The 26,269-nt window shown below is 33.6% G+C and carries 23 protein-coding genes, 1 tRNA gene and 3 pseudogenes; 11 read left to right on the forward strand and 16 right to left on the reverse strand.

The genetic code is table 11. The features are described 5' to 3' along the window. The first annotated feature begins 274 nt into the window (after nucleotides 1-274). Entirely contained in the window at nucleotides 275-1,015 is a 741-nt protein-coding gene (locus D4A81_RS09250) for a hypothetical protein (RefSeq protein ID WP_111525860.1), read from the forward strand. Between the two features lie 214 nt (nucleotides 1,016-1,229). Here the strand turns inward: D4A81_RS09250 and D4A81_RS09255 are convergent, their stop codons facing one another. The 3 genes from D4A81_RS09255 to D4A81_RS09265 form a co-directional block, all read right to left on the reverse strand. Further along, the gene (locus D4A81_RS09255) at nucleotides 1,230-1,958 is read right to left on the reverse strand and encodes an NAD-dependent protein deacylase (protein ID WP_111525859.1); all 729 of its coding nucleotides are present in this window, start codon (nucleotides 1,956-1,958) and stop codon (nucleotides 1,230-1,232) included. A gap of 110 nt (nucleotides 1,959-2,068) precedes the next feature. Further along, nucleotides 2,069-2,140 (reverse strand) — tRNA-Arg (locus D4A81_RS09260). 128 nt (nucleotides 2,141-2,268) lie between these two features. Further along, nucleotides 2,269-3,687, reverse strand: coding sequence for an alanine/glycine:cation symporter family protein (locus tag D4A81_RS09265; RefSeq protein ID WP_111525858.1), 1,419 nt, complete (start codon nucleotides 3,685-3,687; stop codon nucleotides 2,269-2,271). A gap of 179 nt (nucleotides 3,688-3,866) precedes the next feature. Between D4A81_RS09265 and D4A81_RS09270 the strand changes: the two genes are divergently transcribed. Then, a complete protein-coding gene (locus D4A81_RS09270) occupies nucleotides 3,867-4,562 on the forward strand; it encodes a L,D-transpeptidase family protein (RefSeq protein WP_111525869.1) in 696 nt (231 codons plus the stop codon). Nucleotides 4,563-4,662: 100 nt separating this feature from the next. Here the strand turns inward: D4A81_RS09270 and D4A81_RS09275 are convergent, their stop codons facing one another. The 13 genes and pseudogenes from D4A81_RS09275 to D4A81_RS09330 all read right to left on the reverse strand — a co-directional run bounded on the left by D4A81_RS09275 (nucleotide 4,663) and on the right by D4A81_RS09330 (nucleotide 15,698). After that, a complete protein-coding gene (locus D4A81_RS09275) occupies nucleotides 4,663-5,094 on the reverse strand; it encodes a hypothetical protein (protein WP_111525857.1) in 432 nt (143 codons plus the stop codon). A 143-nt stretch (nucleotides 5,095-5,237) separates the two neighbouring features. After that, a pseudogene (locus D4A81_RS13835) lies at nucleotides 5,238-6,122 on the reverse strand (acetamidase/formamidase family protein). A gap of 149 nt (nucleotides 6,123-6,271) precedes the next feature. Further along, nucleotides 6,272-6,814: a hypothetical protein gene (locus D4A81_RS09285; protein WP_111525856.1), complete on the reverse strand. Its 543-nt coding sequence runs from the start codon at nucleotides 6,812-6,814 to the stop codon at nucleotides 6,272-6,274. 20 nt (nucleotides 6,815-6,834) lie between these two features. Next, nucleotides 6,835-7,320, reverse strand: a complete 486-nt coding sequence (locus D4A81_RS09290; RefSeq protein ID WP_242977765.1) for an SMI1/KNR4 family protein — start codon at nucleotides 7,318-7,320, stop codon at nucleotides 6,835-6,837. Nucleotides 7,321-7,386: 66 nt separating this feature from the next. Next, nucleotides 7,387-8,040 (reverse strand): hypothetical protein, encoded by a 654-nt coding sequence (locus D4A81_RS13490; RefSeq protein ID WP_242977764.1) that lies wholly within the window; start codon nucleotides 8,038-8,040, stop codon nucleotides 7,387-7,389. 162 nt (nucleotides 8,041-8,202) lie between these two features. Then, nucleotides 8,203-9,630 (reverse strand): class I SAM-dependent RNA methyltransferase, encoded by a 1,428-nt coding sequence (locus tag D4A81_RS09295; RefSeq protein WP_111525855.1) that lies wholly within the window; start codon nucleotides 9,628-9,630, stop codon nucleotides 8,203-8,205. A 54-nt stretch (nucleotides 9,631-9,684) separates the two neighbouring features. Then, nucleotides 9,685-9,951 carry a DUF4366 domain-containing protein gene (locus D4A81_RS09300; protein ID WP_111525854.1) on the reverse strand — a complete coding sequence of 89 codons (267 nt, stop codon included), beginning with the start codon at nucleotides 9,949-9,951 and terminating at the stop codon, nucleotides 9,685-9,687. Between the two features lie 72 nt (nucleotides 9,952-10,023). Next, complete coding sequence (locus D4A81_RS09305; protein ID WP_111525853.1) at nucleotides 10,024-12,231, reverse strand: ATP-dependent helicase; 2,208 nt, start codon at nucleotides 12,229-12,231, stop codon at nucleotides 10,024-10,026. Between the two features lie 69 nt (nucleotides 12,232-12,300). After that, nucleotides 12,301-13,188 (reverse strand): TIGR01212 family radical SAM protein, encoded by an 888-nt coding sequence (locus D4A81_RS09310; RefSeq protein WP_111525852.1) that lies wholly within the window; start codon nucleotides 13,186-13,188, stop codon nucleotides 12,301-12,303. Nucleotides 13,189-13,360: 172 nt separating this feature from the next. Beyond that, nucleotides 13,361-13,816 (reverse strand): DIP1984 family protein, encoded by a 456-nt coding sequence (locus tag D4A81_RS09315; protein WP_009220812.1) that lies wholly within the window; start codon nucleotides 13,814-13,816, stop codon nucleotides 13,361-13,363. A 17-nt stretch (nucleotides 13,817-13,833) separates the two neighbouring features. Beyond that, a complete protein-coding gene (locus tag D4A81_RS09320; RefSeq protein WP_111525851.1) occupies nucleotides 13,834-14,706 on the reverse strand; it encodes a DMT family transporter in 873 nt (290 codons plus the stop codon). A gap of 99 nt (nucleotides 14,707-14,805) precedes the next feature. After that, nucleotides 14,806-15,306: an NUDIX hydrolase gene (locus tag D4A81_RS09325; protein WP_111525850.1), complete on the reverse strand. Its 501-nt coding sequence runs from the start codon at nucleotides 15,304-15,306 to the stop codon at nucleotides 14,806-14,808. Next, nucleotides 15,306-15,698: an SdpI family protein gene (locus D4A81_RS09330; protein ID WP_111525849.1), complete on the reverse strand. Its 393-nt coding sequence runs from the start codon at nucleotides 15,696-15,698 to the stop codon at nucleotides 15,306-15,308. Before D4A81_RS09330 ends, D4A81_RS09325 begins: the two co-directional genes overlap by 1 nt. Nucleotides 15,699-15,883: 185 nt before the next feature. On the opposite strand from D4A81_RS09330, the gene D4A81_RS09335 reads away from it, so the two are divergent. From D4A81_RS09335 to D4A81_RS09380, 9 genes and pseudogenes are all read left to right on the forward strand, one after another. Further along, the gene (locus D4A81_RS09335) at nucleotides 15,884-17,023 is read left to right on the forward strand and encodes an exonuclease SbcCD subunit D (RefSeq protein ID WP_111525848.1); all 1,140 of its coding nucleotides are present in this window, start codon (nucleotides 15,884-15,886) and stop codon (nucleotides 17,021-17,023) included. Continuing rightward, nucleotides 17,020-19,785: an AAA family ATPase gene (locus D4A81_RS09340; RefSeq protein WP_111525847.1), complete on the forward strand. Its 2,766-nt coding sequence runs from the start codon at nucleotides 17,020-17,022 to the stop codon at nucleotides 19,783-19,785. Before D4A81_RS09335 ends, D4A81_RS09340 begins: the two co-directional genes overlap by 4 nt. A 138-nt stretch (nucleotides 19,786-19,923) precedes the next feature. Further along, nucleotides 19,924-21,678: pseudogene (locus tag D4A81_RS09345) on the forward strand (IS1182 family transposase). Between the two features lie 352 nt (nucleotides 21,679-22,030). Further along, on the forward strand, nucleotides 22,031-22,234 hold the full coding sequence (locus D4A81_RS09355) for a hypothetical protein (protein ID WP_119808297.1): 204 nt from the start codon (nucleotides 22,031-22,033) through the stop codon (nucleotides 22,232-22,234). 34 nt (nucleotides 22,235-22,268) lie between these two features. Beyond that, nucleotides 22,269-22,619, forward strand: a complete 351-nt coding sequence (locus D4A81_RS09360; protein ID WP_242977710.1) for an IS66 family transposase — start codon at nucleotides 22,269-22,271, stop codon at nucleotides 22,617-22,619. 385 nt (nucleotides 22,620-23,004) lie between these two features. Then, nucleotides 23,005-24,326: pseudogene (gene mobQ / locus D4A81_RS13280) on the forward strand (MobQ family relaxase). Between the two features lie 221 nt (nucleotides 24,327-24,547). Continuing rightward, nucleotides 24,548-24,817: an ArsR/SmtB family transcription factor gene (locus tag D4A81_RS09370; RefSeq protein WP_111525357.1), complete on the forward strand. Its 270-nt coding sequence runs from the start codon at nucleotides 24,548-24,550 to the stop codon at nucleotides 24,815-24,817. A gap of 79 nt (nucleotides 24,818-24,896) precedes the next feature. Then, nucleotides 24,897-25,907: a permease gene (locus D4A81_RS09375; RefSeq protein ID WP_172621801.1), complete on the forward strand. Its 1,011-nt coding sequence runs from the start codon at nucleotides 24,897-24,899 to the stop codon at nucleotides 25,905-25,907. Nucleotides 25,908-25,919: 12 nt separating this feature from the next. Beyond that, complete coding sequence (locus tag D4A81_RS09380; protein ID WP_111525356.1) at nucleotides 25,920-26,228, forward strand: thioredoxin family protein; 309 nt, start codon at nucleotides 25,920-25,922, stop codon at nucleotides 26,226-26,228. The last annotated feature ends 41 nt before the right edge of the window (nucleotides 26,229-26,269 follow it).

The raw sequence follows: 26,269 nt of genomic DNA on the forward strand, positions 1-26,269 counted from the left end.
ACTCATTGGTATAGTTGTATATTTTTTGTGTTTTATTATATCTTTTTTATGTATTATTATCTTATTCATGTGATACCTTTTCTATTTTTCCAAAAAGAGTATCTGTTGGGTAATATACTTTTAAATTTTATGGACGTAATATGAGCTTAAACAAAAGAACTTGATTGAATTTACAAAAGCCAAAAAGAAAGGAGTGTATTATAGAATAAAGAATTATTCAAAAAATTTGATAGTGTAAATATTTGAAATCAGAAAATAAAAAGGAGAAAATAAAATGAAAAAAATTATTTCAATATCTATTACAATGATACTATGTATCGCGATGATCGCCTGCGGAGGTTCATCAGGCAGAAGAGACAAAGAATTAGTAGGTGACTATATCGGAGTATCCGGAACAAGCTATGGAATTACTCTTTATGGTGATGATATGTCTGACTGCTCTTTAAAATTGGATAATAAAGGAAAGGCGTTTATAACTATAGCTGATACAACCGTAGATGGAACTTGGGTAAATGATGATGATACGCTTACTATTACAGTTGATAAGACAAAGATAGTAGGAGATCTTGGAAATGATATAATAACCTTTAATGCTTTCCTTCAGGATGAGATAGACATTGAAATGGATATAGTCTTTGCTAAGGAAGGAACTGATGCCGCAAATCCTGAAAATTATATGCCTGAGGAAGATAAGGCTCTTATAGGAGAATGGGTAGGTGCTTCAGTAACTGACGTATTTGATGAAGATGCATCAGGAGAAGTAGATCCGAATTTAATGACAGTAAGTCTCAATTCGGATTACACTGCGAGTATAGTTTTTGATGGTGAAGAGATTTCAGCTCCGGAGTGGAGTTATTATTCAGAATCAGTACTATTTGAGGGTGATGTTGTTGATAATGCAGGACTTTATGGTGAATATAAGGATGGTAACTTTGTAATTACTTATTCAACTTATGATAGCTTTTATAACTTTACAATGGAAAAAGTAGGTGGTTCAAAATCTAAAAGTAGATAGTCATATGTGCCGGTGACAGTAAAGCCTATGTTTATTATATCTTTAGAAAAGCTAGGTATAGTGGTCAATGGTATGCAATAAATTAGCCCAAATATAGATAATAAATAGGTGAAGGCTACCGATATATTATCTAGAATCAATATAAATCAAACTACTTCTAAATATAGGGGGAGCATATCTAATGATATCTCCCTCCCCCTTAGATTAATTTAAACTATTTTACAGTTATTCCACTCATAATCTCTCCAATAGGAGCATTAATCAATAATTCGGCGTTTACTGTTTTTCCTGTCTCTGACTTATTAATTACCACAAGATGTTTTCCATGAAAATAGTCAATAAAACCTGCTGCCGGATATACTACCAAAGATGTTCCTCCTATTATTAGAGTATCTGCTGATGCAATAGATTTTATTGCCCCATCTATGGTATTTGCATCCAGTCCTTCCTCATACAAAACCACATCAGGTTTTATCATACCCCCACATTCACAATACGGCACTCCGCTCTTACTTTTCACATATTCCGCATCATAGAATTTATTACATTCCATACAATAGTTTCTATGGATACTTCCATGCACTTCATACACTATTTTACTACCTGCTGCCTGATGAAGTCCATCAATATTTTGAGTAACTACAGCCTTTAGCTTCTCTGCATTCTCAAGTTCTGCAATCTTTTTATGAGCTGCATTTGGCTTTGCTTCAAGGCACATCATCTTTTCTTTATAGAACTCGTAAAATACTTCCGGGTATCTCATAAAGAAGCTATGGCTTACCACCTGCTCTGGAGAATATCTATATTTCTGATGATAAAGTCCATCTGCACTACGAAAATCAGGTATACCGCTTTCAGTAGATACCCCTGCACCACCAAAAAACACTATATTATTGCTGTCATCAATGATTTTTTGAAGTTCTGTTATCTCTCTTTCATACATAAGAATACCCCTTTCATATAAATTCAAATTAAGTATCTAAGACCATTTTAATACAATTACTAGTTTCTGTAAAACAAAATAGCAATGACCCTAATCATTGCTACATAAAATGTTCTCTGCGGGAATCGAACCCACAATTACAGCTTAGGAGGCTATCGTTATATCCATTTAACTAAGAGAACTGATATTGAATTTATAACAAAAAAAGTATACAACAAATACATATTTCTTTCAAGCTGTTTTTAAGCTTTGCCGCTATGTATATAAGGTCTTCGGAGCAAATACCAAAGACCTTATAAAATTTATTATACTATTTTAATTGCTTGTGAACTCCTCTTTCAAAGAATGAATTAGTTTCACTTACCACTACTCCATTTAGGACTATTAGGGCTATTAGGTTTGGTATAGCCATAAGCCCATTGCAAATGTCTGCAATAGTCCACACTGCCTGTACTGTCATATACGGTCCTATAAAGATACAAGCAATGTATATCCATCTATAAACTTTAATAGCCCTAGGTTTATTTCCTATTATATACTCCAAGCATTTTTCTGAATAATAGTCCCAACCCAAAATAGTTGTAAATGCAAAAAACACAAGGCAGATCATCAGTATAAATGCCGCCACTCTTTCAGGAAATGGAAGACCGATTTGAAAGGCCTTTGTTGTAACTGCTACACCCTCAAGTCCCATATTCCAGGCACCTGTTATAACTATTGAAAGTCCTGTCATAGTACAGATAATAATCGTATCTATAAATGTTCCAAGCATTGAGATAAGTCCCTGTCTTACCTCTTCCTTAGATTGTGCTGCTGCAGCTGCAATAGGTGCACTTCCAAGACCCGCCTCATTTGAAAATATTCCCCTGGCAATTCCCTTTTGCATTGCCACAATCATGGCTCCAAACATACCGCCACTAAAGGCTCTAAGTCCAAAAGCTCCCTCTAATATTTCAGCTAATGCTGCAGGTATTTTACCCAAATTAAGTCCAAGTATAATAAGAACAACTGCCACATATACTATTGCCATAAAAGGTACTATTATCTGTGCCACACTTGATATTCTCTTTAATCCACCTATCAAAACCAATGCCACAAAAAATGTCAGTATAATTCCTGATATAATTATTGTCAAAGAATAGTCCCTTCCAAACAAATTTACATAATGTACATTTTCTGAATCAAAGAAATTTCCTATTGCACTTGTAATTCCGTTTATCTGAGTGAAAGTACCAATACCAAAGAGCCCTACCATAATTCCAAATACAGCAAATAGCTTTGCCAGCCATCTAAACTGCTTTCCCATTCCGTTCTCAATATAATAGAAAGGTCCACCAATAACATGACCATCTTTTTCTACGACTCTATACTTCACTGCTAAAAGACATTCTGCATATTTAGTTGCAGTTCCCACAATAGCCGCCATCCACATCCAAAACAATGCACCTGGGCCTCCGGAAACTATAGCAGTTGCCACACCTACAATATTTCCGGTTCCTATAGTCGCCGAGAGTGCTGTACAAAGTGCTGCGAAGCTTGATACCTCACCATTGCCATCCTCTTCATCTGATGAAAACATATACCTGATTGCAAGTGGTAATCTTTTTATCTGCAATCCTTTAAGTCTTAATGTCAGAAAAAATCCTGTTGCCAAAATCAAGATGATCAATGGTAATCCCCAGACAAGATCATCTACCATGCTCAAAAATCTAGTTATCTTACTTAACATACACTACCTCTCTTTATACTTTAGCATGTTACCACAACATACTTTCATATGCATCTATTTTTTAATACAAATTATTGTATTTTTATTATTGACTAAATCATACTTATCATTATAAAATCTTATATACAATATTTAAGAAACGAGATGCTATTAATCTCTGGAGTAGAATGGGAAAGTATATGAAATTATTTAAAAAAATTTGTGCAACCTTTGTAGTATTGTCAACATTATTAGCAGGTACCTGCGTAAATTCTTATGCTGCATTGCCTGTAGAAAAGCTTGCCGTATCCAAGACAGCAAATCATATAGTTTTGATTGTAGGTCATAAGAACAACAAAAACAAAGTAACTGTAAATGATTATGTCAGATCATCTGATGGTACTTGGAAAAAAAATTGGTATGTAAACGGTATTGCAGGTACCAATGGTATCTCAACTCAAAAGATTGAAGGAGATCAAAAGACTCCTGAAGGTGTATTCAATGCCACACTTGCTTTTGGCCTTAATGACAATCCCGGCAGTATCTTAGAATATCGCAAAATTGGTGATGGTGATTACTGGGTAGATGATTCAAACAGTATATATTATAATAAATGGGTAAATACCAAAGATGTTAAAAAGGACTGGAATTCTGCTGAAGATTTAAAAGCTGCCTATCCTTTCTATAATTATGTGCTTGCACTAAATTATAATGCAGAATGTACACCTGGTAAGGGCTCTGCTATATTTGTTCACTGTACAAAAACTGATAATGATACCTCCTCAGCCGGTTGTATAAGAATACCTGAGGAATATATGAAGAAGCTTGTACAAACTGTAGATTCCAATACAAAAATAGTAATCATAGAAAATGTAGATAAGCTTACAAGCTATTAATTTAAAAGGCGTACCACTATGTACTGCAACAAAAGTTAGACAAACAACTAACTATTGGAGCTAAGTACCCTGTGGTACGCTATTTTTATAATCTACCGATTTAATTTTCCAAAACTTCTTCCAGCATTTCGCTGATCTCAATTATTTTAAAAGACCATATCTCTGATCCATTTGTAATATCATCATAAAAGTGCTCAAGTGTATTAGCAGGTGATAACACTCCAAGACAGTAAGGTTTCAACTTTATCCTTCCTATTTTCTTTAAATATGGCAATAGCTCCCCAAGATCCTTATGGTTAAACCAGCAATCTGTTTCAAGTAAAAACTCGCTGTTCATTTTCTTATAAGCAATCACGCTGTTCACAAAATCATCCATAGTAGGCTCTGTATTTTGCAATGTTCTGGTACAGGCTATATGATACTCTATCTTTCTTGGTCCTACATCAATACCGTCTTTATAGCGCCCCACAATATCATTATATATATCATAGGCATCATCACTATCTATAATTTTAACTCCATCTATTGCCATAAAAAATCTCCTATATAAAAGTCTATTTAGAACTTAGATGAATCACTATGGTTCTTCTTTTATTATATTTTCCGTAAAGTAACCTCTCTAAACTGCTCTTTAATACTACATAAATACATATTTTAATCCTCACCCAGCCTTACTCAAAACAATTTATTAAGTATGGTTTTTGGTATACACATCATAACTGTACGCTCAGGGTCTACAACTTGACAAAATCTTAAATCTCCTACTGCACTGATCAACATACCGGCATCATTAAATGACAATCCAAGATTCTTTTGCATAATTTCATTTGTTACTCTTACTGCATGAAATACCGCTTTTTCAATCTCTTCATGAGAATAAATTACACCACATATATCCTCATTTTCAAGCATAGGTGTTTCAATACTTACCCCCTTTATTACAGAAAGTCTCACAGTAACATCCGCAGATATTTCCACACCGCTTACCATTATCTCTCCATCTCCCATAGCTGCATGTACATCACCTAATGAAAAATTTGCACCATCATGGAATACCGGAAAATAAAGAGTTGCACCCTTTGCAATTCTTTTATTATCCATATTTCCACCATGATTACCGGGTGTACCGCAATTTATCGCTCCGCTCTTTGGTGCTACACCTATAACTCCGATCATAGGATTTACATCAAATACTATTTTCTCATTAAAGTATATCTTGCCATCTTCCACTTTCAAACGTTTTACTGACTCTTATTTTACCAAAGAGCCAAGTACTCCATTATCTGGTAATGCACACATTACTCCTTGATTTTCGAGTCTGATATCAAGAATTTCGACCTTTAGCACATCACCTGCTACTGCATTCTTTACATATACCGGTCCCGTAGCAGGATTGATACAATCCCAGTTTAAACTTCCTATACTTGAGCCTTCTTCACTTAGCTGATTATCAAAACAATCATGTGTACGGAAAACAAGAGTTTCTCCATCCTCAACCTCTGCCACACATTTATTATTTCCATCAAATGCAAATACCATTTTATTCTCTATTATTTTCATATCAAAGTTCTCTACAATATCTTCTATATATAGAAGGATAGATTTTCTCCTTTCCAGAAAAACCCATTTTATTAAGCTTTCTATCTTTTCATAATTTTATAATAAATACAATATTTACTCAAGTATTGATAATTTGTAGTATAAAGCATCTAATTCCTGACAATTTGCTCAAGCTCTTTTAGCAGACTACCTATAGTATCTGTAATAATATCTTGATTTCTTTTTATAATCTCTATTTCATTATAGAGATCTTCCTTATTAAAGTAATGTATTTCTTCAATAGAGCATACAGGTTCTATTTTAATCTGAAACTTATACCTTTCTATAAGAGCAGATGGATATTTACCATATAGATCCTTATACTTTTTACGTAATAATATAAATTCTTTAGTATCATATAACATTTCAATAAAAAGATTACCATATTCATACTCAGGAAGAAGTTTAGAAAAAATCATTCTAATAATATCAGATGACAAGTCATCTGGGTTTGTAAAAAATGAAGTATCTGAAAAATCTCTATTATGAATATAATTATTCCGTATATACAGACAATATGAAAAATGGTACTCTATAGCAACCGGATTCTCCATAAGGTATTCTTTATCTTCTACATACATATCCTTTAGGCAATCCTCTGCCACCTCATTTATAAACTCTATTTTATTTTTACAACTAACTTTTTTCTTCATATTGAGGCTCTTATATATATTTAATACAATCCAACAAAATCCTTCCAAAAGTCAAGACCTTTCTCTGTAACTATACTGCTCATCAAGTCAATAAAATCTTTTTCGATGTTATTCCAAAGGCTATATTGACCTGTTCCCATAGCTTTGATCAGCTCTTCAAAGTATGAAGCGATTTGTATTTTATTATCATAGCTCGTATCACTTGTAAATACATATATATTTCCTGTTTTACATTCAAGCAGAACAGTATATGGATCTCCATTTGCAATAATAATAAGACCTTCTTTTTGTAAGATATGATAATCACTGCATTCCAGATTTCTATTCACTAACCAATCAAGTACAATCTCATCATTGTATCCAAATTGATAGCTTAAAAAGCCAACATTACACCAGTTATATTTTAAAATATAATCCGAAAATACATGATCAAAATATTCTATTTCAAGTAATTGTTTTACTCTGTCAAGACTTGAATGTGGGATCACTTCCTTTTTGAGAACCATTCCATCTGTTATCTCTTTATCAAGCCCATTTTTTTCAAGAATTGAATATATTATTTCATCAATTATTTATAATTTTTCACCTAATACATCTTCAACTCGGTAGCACAAGCTGTCTTTATCCTTAGATTTTTCAATCTCAAATTCCAATATCTGATTCATAAGTTCTTCGCCAAACTCAACTGTTTCATACATCCTGATCATTTCATCAAACTGCCCTGTTCTCCTCATCATATCAGCTCTAACCAACCTAATATTATCTTCATCTTCATGTTCTTCATCTATCAATATTGTAGCTAATTCTATCGCCAGCTCTCTACAGTGCTTTGCATTAATTATATCTTCCTTATCATCACATGCCCATGCAGCATGCAATATTGCATAAAAGGCACCTTCCGTATTATTATCTTCCAAGTTTATTAAATAATATTTATAAAACTGCACTGCCAGCTTAGATAAAAATAATATTCCATCACACGAAAGATATTTATCCGACTTAAGCCATTCTGTATTCACACCGCTTGGATCCGAAACTTTACCTGAAATATATCCACATTTTGGACATTCCTGTATCCACACATCCATAGTGCTTCGTGCCATTTCAGCCGGTCTCAAATCCAGATCAGGGCCACCACCAAAGCTATTGGTGCTTGCCAGACTCCTATACTCATTAGTTTCACCACAAACTGAACATTTACATTTAATAGGTACTATACTTGACATATTTCTCTCCCTCCTTATATTGTCTATAATTCTTTAAAATTAATGAAAACATCACCTCAACCCTTATCTTAATCATCTCATCAATTGCTAAAAGTCTCATATATAATCTCCGTATTTTTAATACATTATAACTATTATACAACAAAAAAGCTTTCTCACTTCCTACGGTCTAGACAAGAGAACTACACACTCACAATTAACTGTATTTGGGAACATATCTACTCCAACACATTTTTCCATTCTATATCCCGCTGCCTCCATTATCTTAAGATCTCTCACAAATGATGTAGGTTTGCAGGAAATGTACACGATTTTCTTTGCACCAAATTCAAGTATCTTTGGCAATGCTTTTGGATGTATACCATCTCTAGGAGGGTCCAGTATTATAATATCCGGATTAAAGCCCAAAGTATCCACAACTTTTAACACATCCCCTGCTATAAATTCACAATTATCCAGTCCGTTTTTCTTAGCATTTTCTATAGCTGCTTCTACAGCCTCCTCTACAATTTCCACACCATAGACCTTTTCCGACTCGGATGCAAGAAGCTGTGCAATAGTTCCTGTACCGGAATAAAGATCGAATACAGATTTCCCAGCCGTATCTCCAAGATACTTTCCTGTAACATTGTATAAAACCTCTGCACCCTTGGAATTGGTCTGAAAAAATGAGAAAGGAGTTATTTTAAAATCAAGTCCATTTAATCTCTCTATAATATAGTCCTTACCATGTAATAGAGTTGTACCTTGATTGAGTACTGCATCAGCATATGAATCATTCTTTGTATGTAAAATTCCTCCGATGCTGCCATTTAGGATTCCCTTATCCGTTTCTAACTTTATATAGTCCGCCCATTCTTTTATAACTATCTCTTCATCAGTTCCCAGTACTGAAGGCTTTGGCAAAGTATTTGGATCTTCTACAAAACCAAAGCTACTTGTAGTTACAAGAGATACCAGAATCTCTCCGGTATGCTCACTTCTTCTAATAAGTAAATGTCTCAAAAAACCTATATGGCTGTTTTTATGGAAATATGATATTTTTCTTTCCTTAAAGAAATTTAATGTAAGCTCAAGTATTTTTGTAAAATCACTGTCCACTATCTTACATTCAAACACGTTCACTATATCATAGTGACTTCCCTTTTTATGCATACCAAGTGCCAAATCACCGTCTTTTCTCTCATCACCGAAGGAAAACTCCATCTTATTCCTGTATGCCAGATACTTTGGAGATGGAATAACTCCCTCCCATTTAAAATCCTTATCTGTAGCACCTTCCATAAGTTCTCTCAACTGTTTATCCTTTAGTTTTAACTGATTCTCATAGCTTAAAGTTTGATAAGTACATCCTCCACATAACTCATAATGTATACATGGATTTTCATTGTTTTCCAGTTTGGATTTTTCAATTATATTTAAAACCCTGCCCTCAAGTCTTCCCTTTTTCTTTTTTGTAATGGCAAACTCCAGAGTCTGGCCCAGAATCCCTTTCTTTATCAGTATCTTCTCCCCTTCATATTCTATATATGCACTATCCGGAAAGCAGCTTTCCACAATCGTACCCTTACAAATATCACCTTTTTTCATTATCACCTCATAAAAGATAAGGCGACCACAAGGGCCGCCATATCAAACTAAAAATTATTCTTCTTTTTCATCATCATCAAAATCATAGTCAAAATCATCATCAAAGTCTTCTTCAAAGTCTTCAAGATAATCAGGTGTGAAGAACTTATATACTGCAAAAGCAATACCTGCTACAGCAGCAATAGCACCGATAATAGCCAAAACCCATATAATGGTATTTTTCTTCTTCTCTTCTTCTTCCTTCTTGCTTAAAAAGCTATTCAATCTTGATGCATTAACTAATTCTTCCATTCTTGAACTTAGATTATTAAATTTATCCATAATCATACCTCTCTTTTATATTTTTTCATAAAGTCAGGCATAAATGCTTAACCGTTTAGTCACTTGATTCTATCATATTTTAGTCAACTTGGCAAATCCCGCATACATCTTTTTTATTCCAAATTTTTCAAAATTGACTTTAACTTCAAAATCCCTGTCACCATCAACAATTTCAAGTACTTTTCCAACACCAAATTTTATATGCTTTACAGTATCTCCTACTCCATAATCCAAACTTTGTGCCTTTTCAACTTTAAACTGTTTTCCAAAGTTCAAAGTTTTTTCAAAATTATTGGATTTTTGTGTGAATTTACTTTCCCATGGCAGTCCATCTCCAAAGCTATAATTTCTCTCAGTATATTTCTTATCACTGTCCAAGACCCTTTTATTAAGCAGATTTTTGGGAATTTCACTGACAAATCTTGATATTAAAGAATATCTTGTTTCACCATTTACCATTCTCTGCTTAGCTGAAGTCAGTATAAGATTTTTCTTTGCTCTGGTTATACCCACATAGGCAAGTCTTCTCTCCTCTTCCAGATCCTCTCTGGAATTTGAACTCATAGAGCTTGGAAAGAGTCCCTCTTCCATTCCTGCAAGATATACTGTATCAAATTCCAAGCCTTTGGCTCCATGTAAGGTCATAAGCGTTATCCTGTCAGCATTTTCATCCATTCTGTCAATATCTGCCACTAAGGATACATCTTCAAGAAAGAGTGAAAGCTCTCCACCCTCATATTCTCCGGACTTATTTATAAGTTCATCTATATTCTCTTTCCTGCTCTCAGCTTCTATTTCTCCTTCATCATAAAGGCTTTCTATATACCCTGTCTCATCCAGAAGTTCTTCTATTGTATTTGCAATATTGGCTTTCTTTTCAAATTTTTCTCTGAACTCCTCAATCATTGTAATAAAGCTTTTGATTTTCTCACTCGCCTTACCTACTCCTGCCATTTCGCTAATACTCATTGCATCATAAAGGCTTATGTTATTTTCATTGGCATACTCGCTTACCTTTGCAATAGTGGTAGCTCCTATTCCTCTTTTTGGCACATTGATAATTCTAAGTAAAGCAATATCATCACTTCCATTAGCAATTGTCTTTAAGTATGCCAGTACATCCTTTATCTCTTTTCTTTGGTAGAAATTCACACCACCCACAAGCTGATATGGAATACCAAGAGTTACACAACGCTCCTCCAAAAGTCTGGACTGTGCATTTGTTCTATAAAGTACTGCAAAATCTCTGAAATTATTCCTTGCTCTATCTCTGATATCCTTTATTATATTATCAGCCTCTTCACTTGCAGTCTGAAATTGTCGAAGTTCTATGTTCTCTCCGCTTTCCCCCTCTGTCCAAAGACTCTTATCCTTTCTTCCTCTGTTGTTTTTTATAACTGCATTTGCTGCATCAAGTATATTTCCTGTAGAACGATAGTTTTGTTCAAGCTTAATTACCTTTACATTTTCAAGCCTTTCTTCAAAGCTTAGAATATTTTCAATATTTGCACCTCTAAACTTATATATACTCTGGTCATCATCTCCCACGACACATATATTTCCATATTTTTGTGCAAGCAGGTAGATAAGTCTAAACTGAGCTGTATTGGTATCCTGATACTCATCCACCATAATGTACCTGAATCTATTTTGATAATAATCTAGTACTTCAGGACATTTTTCAAAAAGCTCCACACTTCTACAAATCAAATCATCAAAATCAAGTGCATTATTCTTTTTTAAAGTGCTTTGATAGATTTCATAAAGTCTTGCCACTCCCTTTTCGTATGAGTCTATGGCAGACTTCATATATTCAGCCGGTGACATAAGTTCATTCTTACAACTTGAAATAATGTTAAGTACTGCTCTTTCTTTATATACCCTTGCATTTATATTATTCTCTTTAAAGATTTTTTTCATAAGAGTTCTTTGATCATCACTGTCATATATTGTAAAGCTATTGTCAAAGCCTATCTTATCTATAAATCTTCTAAGAAATCTCACACAGCTTGAGTGGAATGTCATTATCCAAACAAAATTTCCCTCTTCTCCTATAAGCTTGCCTATTCTTTCTTTCATTTCCTTGGCAGCTTTATTTGTAAAAGTGATTGCCATAATATTATAAGGATCTACATGTTTTTCCTCTATCAAATATGCAATCCTATGCATCAATACACCTGTTTTTCCCGAACCTGCTCCTGCCAAAAGCAAAAGAGGTCCTTCTGTAGTAAAAACCGCCTGTTTTTGTTTATCATTTAATTTATCATATATACCTGACATAAAACCTCTTAAATTTTTTCTTTACTTTATTGTAAAACAAAACATATGTTCTTGCAAGCCTTATAAAAACTATTCTCTTATCCTTTTATTTATATAATTGAGTACCCTTTTCTTGTCTGTACTCCACATTGGCTCAATAAGAAGCTTCTTATCTCCGTCTCCGGTCATTCTATGTATAATCGTACTCTCTGGCAATATCTTCAGACATTTTATGAGAACCTCAGTATATTCTTCCAAACTCATTATTTTAAATGGATGATTTTCATATTCTCTTGCAAGTCTTGTTCCTCTTAGTATATGAAGTCCATGTATCTTGATCCCATCTACTTTCTTTTTGGCAAGGTACTTCACTGTGGCATACATATCCTCTTTTGTTTCACCAGGCAATCCCAAAATCATATGCACAATTACTTCAAATTCTCTTTTCTTTAATTCATCATATATTCTTTCAAAAACATCCAGTGTATAGCCTCTGTTAAATGCCTTTGCAGTGTTTTCATTTATAGTCTGAAGTCCCAGTTCTATCCAAACAGGCTTGATTTGATTTAAACGCTCAAGTCCGTCCAACATCTCTTCACTAAAGCAATCAGGCCTTGTAGCAATAGAAAGTGCCACTATTTCATCTCTTAGTATGGCCTGTTCAAACAGGCTGATCAGTCTCTTTGTATCACCGTAAGTATTTGAAAATGATTGAAAATAAGCAATATACTTTCTATCACTCTCCTTTATTGAGCTTGGTATCTTAGCAGAAATCAAAGTCTTTGCTTCTTTAATTTGTTTCTTTATATCATCGGCACTTACTGCAAATTCACCCGAGCCTTTTTCCGAGCAAAAACTACAGCCACCTACCCCAACCTTTCCGTCACGGTTGGGGCAGGTGGCTCCTGTAGTCAGTGCCAATCTATACACTTTTGTTCCAAATTTTTCTTTACAATAATCTGATATTGTTTTTATCATAATCCCACTTCCCTCCCTCACACAAACAGTCAGTAATCGGTAATAACAGTTATCTATAACAATACACTTGTACACTGTCGGGGCATAACTATAAACATATGCTTGCCCAAGGCTCCGGTATTTGTACAAACACAATTTTTTACTCGCCCTGAATATGCTACCATCTAAAATATTATTCTATAAGTTCAGTAGTCCAGTTTGTTTCCTGGATTTTATTATCTATAAGTCTGATTTCTTTTGCTGTCTCATCAGCCTCTTTTTGCCATGATTTAACATTTATTACAGAAACAATCTTTATCTCAGTATTTCTGGCTCTGTCTGTATTGCTGCTTCCAACATACACAATATCTCTGTAGGCTGCTGATTTTACTTCCAATGCATCCTTTCTTGCCAGTAATTCAGTGATAGACTTTCCGTCAACTTTTGTTTCACAATTGGTCTTATTGATTGCCGCTATCAAATATTCAAGTCTGTTAATGCAGGCATCCAGCTCCTTTTTTAAATCTTTAGGATCCTCTGTAGGCTTTTCACCTTCCTGCACCAATACATTTCTGTTTATTCTGGCTTTTAAATCTCCTATTTTAATATTAAGGTCCGCTCTTTCCTGTAATGCTACCGCTAATTTCATATAACTCCCTTCACATCCTATTCTTTCTTTTCTTTAATTTGAATCACTATTGACATCAGTATAAAACATATACCGACAAAAATCCTCAGACTCATATGTTCTCCAAGGAATATTACTCCAAGTAAAATACTGCTCACTGGCTCTATGGTGCTAAGAAGTGCCGCTGTTTGAGCACCACACATATGTGCACCAACCTGAAATGTTGCAAGTGCCAATGTAGATATAACTGCTGCCATAAATACGCTCATTCCAATAGCTGTAGCATCCATTTCAAACTTAAACTTTCCAAAAGCAAGCATTATAGCTGCAACCTCTATAACAAGCAAGTAGGAAAGCCAAGCTGACATCTTTACTACAGGTATCCTGGAGGCCTTTCCATGTGTCAAAACTAATATATATATAGCATACCCTACACCTGAAGCAAGTGCCATAATCATTCCCAAAACATTTATATTTCCGTCAGGTTGATAAAACACACCAATACCTATTGCACAGAACAATAAACATAACAGCTTTATCTTACTTATTTTCTTTCTAAAAATCAATAACTCAAGTAAAATAACTGCTGCCGGATATGAAAAATGCAATGTCGAAGCCAAACCTGATGATATGTAGCCATATGATAAAAATAACAACATGCACATAGCAGACTCCGGAATAGATAAAATAAGTATAGAAACAAATTCGTCTCTACTTATTCGCATACTTTCACCCAAAAGTGTAGAAATAACTGCAAATACTGTTCCACTTACCAAAAATCTTAAAAATAAAAGACTATATGCATCTCCTCCATGAGCATATATAATCTTTGCAAAAAAAGGCTGTAGCCCAAAGAAAAATCCGGACAGTAACAAATATATTTCGCCTCTTATGCGAAACTTTTTTTCCATAAATCTCCCAAAATCACATAATATAATCAAGATATTAATGAGGCAAATATTTTCAGCCTCAAAATCTATCCCTTATTATATACTAACTGAATATAAAATTCATCCATTTTTTACATTTTGTAATTTTCCATCTAAGAATACTTCACTTAATTTTTCATCCTCAGTATAAACCAGCTTTAATGAGAAAAACTCTTCTCTCTCTTCCAAAAGCTTTAGAAAAATCTTATCTCCTTCCCATAGATTAAGATTTAATACTTCTTTTTTATCCACCCATTTCAAGATGCCTTCATTACATTCTATAGGCTCTCCAACCACATTCCTTCCTACAAACAGGTGCATATACTCTACTACTTCCTCTCCTCTCTTGCCATATACAAAGGTAACAATACCTCGAAAGTCAAAATCGCAAAGCTCATATCCTGTTTCTTCCCTTACCTCTCTGATAAGACAATCTTCAGGACTCTCCATTTCTTCAAAATGTCCTCCAACACCAATCCACTTATCTTTGTTTATATCATTTTTCTTGCTTACCCTATGTAACATCAAGTATTTATCATCTCTCTCAATATAACATAGAGTGCAGAGCTTAATTTTTCTCATTATTTGTCCTTCCTGTTTCCATACCTATCAAATCTTCTTCTAAGTGCTAATTCCGTAGGAATAACCGGCAAAAGCATTACAACTAACTGAACACAACATATAATCATGCCGGCAAATCCGACAGTGTCTTTGTCTTTTCCCATAAAAAATAGTAATGGTATTATGCTTATTACACCTAATACAATACCGGATCTAAACCAGAGCTTTCCAAAAAATCTCTGTGCATATTCCCAGGTTTCTTCATTTTTCATAGACATTGGCGTTCTATATCCAGAATATGCAAACTTACTTTTTGGCTTTTTGGGAGGTCTTTTATCATAAACATATCCAAAAATTATCATAGTCAACGGAATAAGTAAGTTCATTACCAGCATAAAAATCCAAAAATTCATAAATCCCCTTTCTATAAAATCCTGTATTTATATCATCTAAAAATTCCACATATCAACTTTATTTATGCTATAATATTAACATATATGTTTTTGTACTTAAAGCTTTAATATTCTTATTTTTTTAGTATAATTTTACAGCTAAAAGTAAAAAATCTATAATTTAAACAAAAAGAAAGGTTTATCTCATGAAGCTTATGCATCTATCCGATTTACACCTTGGAAAGCGTGTAAACGAATTTTCTATGTTGGAAGACCAAGTCTATATAATTAATAAGATTATAAGTATAATAGACGATAAAAAACCTGACGGCATAATACTTGCCGGAGATATATATGACAAGCCCATTCCACCTGCTGAAGCTGTGGAACTTTTCGATGTCTTCTTATACAAGCTTTCACAAAGAAATATAAAGGTATTTATAATAAGTGGCAATCATGATTCTGCCGAGCGTATTGCCTTTGGCTCCAGACTTTTTGATAAGTCCGGTATATATCTTTCCCCTGTATATGATGGAAAGATTTCACCTATTGAACTAAATGATGATTATGGCAAGATAAATATATACATGTTGCCATTTATTAAGCCTGTGCATGTCAGAAGATTCTTCCCTGATGAAGAAATATCCTCATACACAGATGCAGTGTACACTGTAATCAAAAATATGAATATGGATAATGATATTAGAAATATTCTTATAACTCACCAATTTGTTACCGGTTCTTCGCGTACAGAATCTGAAGATATTTCTGTTGGTGGTAGTGATAATGTAGATTCCATAGTTTTCAAAGACTTTGACTATGTAGCACTTGGACATATTCACCGCTCTCAAAGCTGCGGAAGTGAATATATAAGATATTGTGGCACACCGCTAAAATACTCATTTTCTGAAGCAAATGATACAAAGAGTATAACACTACTTGATATCAATGAAAAAGGTAATATAAAACTTGATTTTATACCTCTCACACCACTTCGTGATATGGTAGAAATAAAAGGTACTTACAACGAACTTATACTTAAAAGTTTTTATGAGAATACTACATTACAAAAGGATTATGTTCATATAACATTGACAGATGAAGAAGATATACCTGATGTCATAACCAAGCTACGTGTAGTTTATAAGAATATTATGAAGCTTGACTATGACAATAATAGAACCAGAAGTATTTCTGAAATTAGCCTTATTAATGATATGGAGTCTAAATCTCCACTCGAATTATTTGATATATTCTATGAATCAAGAAATGGACAATATTTGAGTGATGTACAAAGAGATTTTATGGAAAATATTATTGAGGATATTTGGAGGAATAAACAATGAGACCGATAAAATTAACTCTTTCAGCATTTGGCCCCTATGCCGGAAAGATCGAATTTGACTTTGATAAATTGGGTACAGGTGGACTCTATCTTATAACCGGCGATACAGGTGCCGGTAAAACAACTATATTTGATGCTATTACCTATGCACTCTACGGTGATCCAAGTGGCAATAATAGAGAAGTTTCCATGTTTCGCTCAAAATATGCCGATATTAAAACACCAACATTTGTACGACTTGTTTTCAACTATAAAGGAAAAGAATACACTATTGAAAGAAATCCAGAATATGAAAGAGCTGCACAACGTGGAAGTGGACTTACCAAGCAAACAGCAGGTGTAGAACTTATTCTGCCTGACGGAAAACCTCTTACAAAGACTAAGGAAGTAGACAATGCCATAAATAATATTATAGGCATTAACAGAGAACAGTTTTGCCAAATCGCAATGATTGCACAGGGTGATTTTTTAAAGCTTTTGATTTCGCCTACCAAGGATAGAATTGAAATATTTAGGCATATCTTTAAAACAAAACTTTATTCTGATTTACAGGATAGATTAAAGTCAGAATTATCTGTACTTAATAATGATTGTTCAAAAATCAAACAAAGTATATCACAGTACATAAGTGGAATAAACTGTTCCGATTCTTCGCTTTTATCCCTTGATGTTACAAAGGCAAAAAAAGGTGATTTACCCACAGATGAATGTATCTTACTCATTGAAAATCTACTATCTGAAGATACATTAGCTGAAAAAAAGGCTGATAATGCTATAACTGAAATAGAAAAGCAACTGGATATATTAAAAATAAATATTGAGCGTGGCAAGACTTATCTAAGAGCAAAGCAGGACTTTGATCAAAATGAAATTAATATTTCAAAGCTCACCGAAGAAATGCTGTCTCTTACAAAAGCATTAGAAGAAGAGCAGAAAAAAAATTCTCTTCAGAATGATCTTGCCAAGGCTTCCGCTGCCATAGAAGCGCAGTTGCTTGAGTATGATGAGCTAAGCCAAAAAGAATCAGCCTTTAAAAACAATGCTTTAAATATAGAAAAAAATAATGCTGCACTTACAAAGAACAACAAAGAAATTGAGGTTTTAAAAGCTCAAATAGAAAGTTTGACCGAGGAATCAAAAACTCTGCAAAAATCCGGCGAGCAAAAAATTTTATTTGCAAATCAAAAAGCACTTCATAAGGAGAGTCTGTCAAAGTTGGATACTTTATTAAAGAGCATGGAAAACCTAAAAAAAATTGATGCTCAATACAAAGATGCGGCAAAAAAATATGAAGCAAAAAAAGCTGCGGCAAATGAGATTAAAATATCATATGACTTAAAATATGACCTTTATCTTGATGCTCAAGCAGGTATTTTGGCTGAAACTTTGGTAGATAATATGCCCTGTCCGGTATGTGGTTCCACCTCACATCCACAAAAGGCAATTAAACCTACCGATGTGCCCAAAAAAGATGAACTTGATATCCTTAAAGCTAAGCTTGCAAAAGCAGATGATGAAAAAACCGAGGCAAATAAAGAGTCCGCAAAGTTAAAAGGTATGCGAGAAGAAAAAAAAGATTCTACAGTGTCCTCTATCAAGGAATTACTTGGAGATATTGATATGAACAATGCTACCTATATTACAAAGGCTAAAATAAATGAACTTGAGAGTAATATTGCAGTGCTTGACCAAAAAATCCAAGCAGAAGAAAAAAACATTGCCAGAAAAGAGTATATTGAAAATGAGCTCCCCAAATCTCGTACAAAGCTTGAAGATTTACAAAAAGGTATAACTTCTATAAGCAATGAAATAAGTGCTTTATCATCAAAGAATGATTCACTAAATGCCGAAATTATTGATTTGAAATCCAAACTTAGATTTTCTTCAAGGCTTGAAGCAAACAATGAAATACAAAAAAACAATGCAATGATTTCAAAAATCAAAAGAGATATAGAACTTGCTTCAGAGAGAGAAAAAGAATGTAGTGTAAATCTTGCCTCTGCCAAAACCAGAAGAGAAGAACTTTTTAAACAAATAGAAGGCAAACAGGAAATTGACCTTGAAGCTGAAAATAATAATCTCAGTGAACTTGAAAGAAACAAGATTCAGCTTGACAAAAAAAAGCAAAATATTCATAGCCGAATAGTAAATAATAGGTCAAACTGTGACAATATAAAGCAAAAATCTTCCGAGCTTATAGCTATTGAAAAAAAATACACATGGGTAAAGGCTCTGTCAGATACTGCAAACGGCAACATCACTGGAAAGGATAAAATAATGCTTGAAACCTATATTCAAATGCATTATTTTGACAGAATAATTTCCAGAGCCAACACTAGACTTATGATAATGACCGGTGGTCAATATGACCTTATTCGAAGAGAAGAGGCCCTTAGTAAAGTCGGTCAAAGCGGTCTTGACCTTGATGTAATTGACCACTACAACGGTACTACAAGAAGTGTAAAATCTCTCTCCGGTGGTGAATCATTTAAAGCTTCTTTAGCTTTAGCACTTGGACTCTCTGATGAGATTCAATCATCTGCCGGCGGTATACAGCTAGATACTATGTTTATTGATGAGGGCTTCGGCTCACTTGATGAAGACTCTCTTTCCCAAGCAATGAATGCCCTTGCCTCACTTGCAAGCAGCAATAAGCTTATTGGCATCATCTCCCATGTGGGTGAACTCAAGCAAAAAATCGACAAACAAATCGTTGTTAAAAAGAATAAGACCGGTGGAAGCAAGGCTGATATTATAGCATAAACAAAAGGGGCTGTCGGGAAATGATAGTCATAAGAAAGGGTGGTGTGACTCAAAACGAGTCACACCTCCCTAAGTTTTTACATAAAAAAAGATGGCTAACGATAACCATCTTTCTCCGTTACATGTTATAATGTAACTATGCTTACAGTTAATTATTATAACGACTTTTTTGAAATAGGTCAACAGAAAATCAACTTTAGCTTCTATGAATTGAGTTTACCCGATGACGATCCAGTCTATACCCTAAAAAAAGTTATGGAGGATTTAGATTTTTCCGGACTATTAGCCAATTGTTCGGACAAGGGAAGAACAGGGTACAACCCGATCATGATGTATGCAGTTATTACTTATGCAAATATGCTTGGAATACGCTCTATTGATCGTATTGTGGATTTATGTGAAAGAGATATTGCTTTTATCTGGCTTACTCAAGGGAGGAAGCCTAAAAGAGATGCTTTTTATGAATTTAAAAGTAAGAAACTTACTTCAGATATTTTGGATGACTTAAACTATCAGTTTATGAGACGATTACAAAAGGAAGGATTTGTAACATTAAAAGAATTGTTTATTGATGGAACAAAAATAGAAGCTAATGCTAATCGTTATACTTTTGTATGGCGTGGAAGTATTAATTATCATCTTGCAGGTCTGCTGGATTCTATTGATAAGCTTTATTCAGACTATAATTCTTTTTTACAAGATAATGGATTTGGTTAAAAGTACGAGCTTGGAAATGCACAAATGTTTGTGATTGACGGGATTGATAGAGTTAGAGATATTATTGAAAAGAACAGAAAAAGAAAGATTACGAAACATAAAAAGCTATCTAATAACCGTATTATAGAGATTGATAACTGCTCGCCTATTGAAATACTTAAGCTTCAGAAAAACCTTATGACTATTGCTGACGGAGAAGGTATTGTATTTGTTAACGGAAAGGGTAAGAGAAAGCCAAAGCTTCAACAACTCTATGAAGAACTTGAACATTGTGGACAGCGATTAATACACTATAAAGAATGTTTTGAGATTATGGGGAAAGATAGAAACAGCTATTCCAAAACTGATTTGGAAGCAACCTTTATGCGAATGAAGGAAGATCATATGCTGAATGGGCAGCTAAAGCCTGCATACAATGTACAGATAGCAGTAGAGAATTATTTTATTGTACATAGTTATGTAAGTAATGATCGTACAGACTATAACACACTGATTCCGGTCCTTGAAAAGTATAAGAAAGCATTTGGAGAAGTGCTTGAAGAAGTTACGGCAGATAGCGGCTATTGTAGTGAGAAAAATCTCTTATATCTAAAAGAAAATAAGATAGATAGTTATATAAAACTACAGGATCATGAAAAACGAAAAACAAGAGCATACAGTAAAGATATAGGTAAATACTACAACATGAAGACAACAGTATTTGAGGATGAGCAAGTCTATATCTGTCATGACGGCCGTGAACTGAGACATATCAACACAGAAAAGAAAGAACAGAATGGTTATACACAAACATATGAAGTATATGGATGTTCAGACTGTAGTGGATGTGAACATAAGTCTAAATGTTTATACAAGTATAATCCTGATAAAGATATTGATAAGAATAAAGTAATGAAGATCAATGAAGTATGGGAAGAGCTCCGAGAGAAGTCACATGCTAACATACAGAGTGAAAAAGGTATTCTGAAACGACAGATACGCTCTATTCAAACAGAAGGTCATTTTGGAGATATTAAAGAGAATGAAGATTTCCGACGCTTTAACTATCGTACTTCAGATAAGGTATATAAAGAATTTATGCTTTTTGCGATAGGAAGAAATATAAACAAATATCATCGTTTTCTCTACGCAAAACTAAAGAAATTTGAAGGAAAACCACAGGAGAAAACCGCATAGTAAAAAATGCAAAAGCAAAATTTCAGCCAAGGGGGTTTTATGCCCAAAAATAGACAGCATAATAGAAAAACAAAATATCCTGACAAAGTCACAAAGCCAAAACGCCTTGTACTTGTCAGGATATTTCTATTTTGTTCTGTAGGGATTAAAATTCAGTATTTCCCGACAGCTCCAATTTTTATTATAAAATCTTTAATACTATTTTTTAATCCACTCTCCTAAAGATCCGTCTGAAATCTGTAAGCGTCAATTCAAGTACGCCTCCACATAAATACACTTCTACTATAAAATAGCTTCATACTAAATATATGGAGGTGCCTATGGCTAAATATCCTAAAGAAGAAAAAGAGCGATGAGCAAGTCATATGTATGGGTGTATAGAACAAGCAAATACAATACACATCCTGCAGTATTGTATGAATGCACACTTGGTCGAAGCGGAGACTATGCAAAACAAGGAGAGACTTATCTTAGAAAGTTATTTCAACTGGAAACTAAAGCTGATGAAGCTGAGCTTTCATTGAGAGAACGCTTAGAGATGCGAAGTATTAGATGAGTTTTATAGCTGGATTTCACAAATAGAATCAAAAATCCTTCCTAAAAGTTTAATAGGGAAGGCTATTACTTATGCCATAAATCAAAAAGAGTACTTGGAGAACTTTTTAAAGGATGGAAGAATACAATTAAGTAATAATCTTGTCACGCAAAGTGTGAAGCCATTTGTTATAGGTAGGTCTAATTGGCTATTTGCGAATACACCTAATGGAGCTAATGCCTCAACAATAATATATAGTATAATTCAAAGTGCAATACTTAATAACCTGATACCACAAAAATATCTTACATTTGTTTTTGATACCATACAGTCAGGTAGAGAAGCTTCAAGCCTAGTACCTTGGTCAGATGAGATTCCTGAGAGTTGTAAAAATAAAAAGTCATAGGATTAGAATGATAAGTTCTAGTTCTATAACTTTTTTGCTCTATGTGTACTTAGCTTGACGCTTACAAAAATCATAGAGAAACGAGGACAAAACGAAAATTAAAATACAGAAACATAAGAAAAAGTAACGAAAAGAGAGGAATAGTCCCTTGTCTACAAGGGCGCACTTATACACCTTAACAGGTGCGTGCGTTCTCCGAAGGCTCTTGCAGAGGGCATATCAGCTAAAGCTGATACAGGGGAGCTACACTCCCCTACGGAAATAAATTTCCTACCCCTTGTGTACTTCCCCAAAAAAATCGGATAAAAAGTTATCCGATTTTTTTAGAAAGTCTTATCTATCGCCACTATAACCATATCGAAAAATGGAAAGGAGGTTTTTGACTATGGCGATATATCATCTTTGCATAAAGATTATCTCAAGAGGCAAAGGCAAAAGTGCAGTAGCAGCTTCCGCCTATCGAAGTGGCGAAAAGATAAAAAACGAGTATGACGGCATAGTCCATGACTTTACAAGAAAAGGAGGAATAGCCCATACAGAAATCCTATTGCCACAAAATGCACCACAGGCATTTTTAGACAGGGGAACATTATGGGATAGCGTAGAGAAAATAGAAAAGAGTAAAAACTCACAGCTTGCAAGAGAAATCGAAATTGCTTTACCTAAAGAACTAAATCGAGAAAAACAGATTGAACTTGTTAGGGAGTATGTAAAAGATAATTTTGTATATGTTGATATGTGTGCCGACATTGCCCTACACGATAAAAATAACGGAAACCCACACGCTCATATCTTACTTACCATGCGACCGTTAAACGAAGATACAACATGGGGAGCAAAATCAAAAAAAGAATATATCCTTGATGAAAATGGAGAAAAGCATGGGCAGATATTACAAACAAATATCTTAAAGAAAACAACATACAGGAAAAAGTAGATTATCGTTCTTATCAAAGACAGGGGATAGAACATATACCGACTATTCATTTAGGCATATATGCAACTCAAATGGAGAAGAAAGGCATAGCCACAGATAGAGGAAATATTAACCGAGAAATCAAACATCAAAACAATCTATTAAGAGAAATCACAAGAAGAATAAAAGCCTTGTTAAATTGGATAAGAGGAATTGGAAAAGAAGAAAAAGCAGAAAATGAAAACATCAAATCCACCCTCCCACCCAAAGAAAATTTACTATAGGTTTTTGAAAATCTTATCCGTAAAAATGCAGATAACCATAATATAGACTTAGAACAATACATTGAAAGCTATCAATTCTTAAAAGAGAAAAATATCATTTCCTTATCTGAACTGAAAGAAAGTATAGTTACTTTAAGAGATAAGAATTACAAGACCACAAGAGCATTAAAAGATACTGAGAAAAAGATTGATGAAAAAACACAACTCATAGACCAATCAGAAAAATATTTGAAGTATAAGGACACATACAAAGTCTATAACAAATTAAAGAAAAGCAAACAGGAAGATTTTTACAATGAACATGCTGCTGAGATTATTTTATTTGAAAGTGTGAAGAAATATTTGAGGGAGCATTTAAAAGAAAGCAATACTTTAGCTATTAGAAAATGGAAATTAGAGGTAAAAACTTTGAAGAAAGAAAAACAGAATTTATATAATCAAATATTAGAAATGCGGGAAGATATTGAACAGGCAGAAAAAGTTAAGGCTTGTTTAGAGCAGTTGTAAAAAAAAGAAAGGCAACTTACAAAAAGTAATAATCATGATTTAGGGATTTAAAAATTCTGAAATTTGATACAACATTAATTTTAATAATCTAATAAATATGAATTTATAGAGAACTTTTAGAAATTAAAAAAACATATCAAATATTTTTGAATTGATGTTGACAAACTGTTTTTATTGGGCATATAATAAATACATCAAAAATATTTGATGTGAGGTTGTCTATGAAAAAATATGAAGATAATGCTATGGTGTTTAAGGCTCTTTCCGATTCAAAAAGATTAAAAATACTAGATATGATCCATAACGAAGAAAAATGTGCCTGTGTACTACTTGAAAAACTTGATTTGACTCAGTCCGGATTATCTTATCATATGAGAATTTTAAGTGAAGCAGGTATAGTAAATTTCAGACAGGATGGAAAATGGACGCATTACAGTATTAATGAAAAAGGGATACAAGAAGCAAAAAAAATATTAGACGATTATCTATAAGTTTTTAGTCATCCAATGTAGGATGACTAAAAAAATAAATAACACATCAAAAATATTTAATATGTTAGGAGGTAATGTAATGATTTTGTTAATAGGTGAATTTATACAAAACCAAATTTTAGGAATGAAATGGCTTAACGATTTAATAGGGCATATATTAAATATTTTAGGTGTAAATTTAAGTTCCAGATTTGGAGCGTCACTGCATTTTTTTATTTATGATGTAATAAAAATAGGTATTTTATTATGTACTTTAATTTTTATAATTTCGTATATTCAAAGTTATTTTCCACCTGAACGAAGCAAAAAAATATTATCAAAGTTTAAAGGTATATGGGGAAACATTATATCTGCACTATTAGGTACAGTTACACCATTTTGCTCATGCTCATCGATTCCTCTTTTTATAGGATTTACATCAGCCGGACTTCCGTTAGGTGTTACATTTAGTTTTTTAATATCATCACCTATGGTTGATTTAGGTTCTTTAGTACTGCTTATGAGTATTTTCGGAGCTAAGGTTGCAATAGTGTATGTTTTATTAGGACTTTTAATTGCTGTTATTGGAGGAATTATAATTGAAAAACTCGGTCTTGAAAGTGAAGTGGAAGATTTTATATTAAATGCACCGAGAGGAATTCAAATTGAAGATGCAAAAATTGAGAAGAGAGAAAGATTGCTATTTGCGAAAAATGCAGTAGTAGAAACATTTAAAAAAGTGTTTCCATATATTTTAGTTGGAGTAGGAATTGGAGCGATTATTCATAATTGGATACCAGAAACGTTAATAGAAAAAATACTAGGAGGTAATAATCCGTTAGGTGTAGTTTTAGCAACATTAGTCGGTGTACCAATGTATGCTGATATTTTTGGAACTATACCAATTGCAGAAGCTTTACTTTCAAAAGGAGCGATGCTTGGAACGATTTTAGCTTTTATGATGGGAGTAACTACACTGAGTTTACCGTCAATGATTATGTTAAGAAAGGCAATAAAACCGAAACTTTTATATATTTTTATCGGCATAACAACGTTAGGAATTATAATAGTAGGATATATTTTTAATTTATTACAAAATCTGTTTATTTAAGGAGGAAGAAAAATGTTATTTAAGAAAAAAGTCTGTTGTAACGGGGCATCGGAACAGGGTGAAAGTAAAATTGAAGAAAAAGGAATCTACGTTTTAGGTTCAGGATGTGCTAAATGCAATTCTTTAGAGGAAAATGTAAAAGAAGCTTTAGCCTGCCTAAATATTAAAGAAGAAGTAAAACACATAAGAGATTTCACACTTATTGCAGCTATGGGAGTAATGACCACACCTGCACTTGTGATTGATAATAAGGTTGTAAGTTATGGAAAAGTTTTAACTACGGATGAATGCGTTCAGCTTATCAAGAATTCAAGAAGATAATACTATGAAAATTAAGGTAGCCTTTGTGTGCGTGCACAATT

Source organism: Lachnoanaerobaculum umeaense (assembly GCF_003589745.1).
Taxonomy (GTDB): Bacteria; Bacillota; Clostridia; order Lachnospirales; family Lachnospiraceae; genus Lachnoanaerobaculum; species Lachnoanaerobaculum umeaense.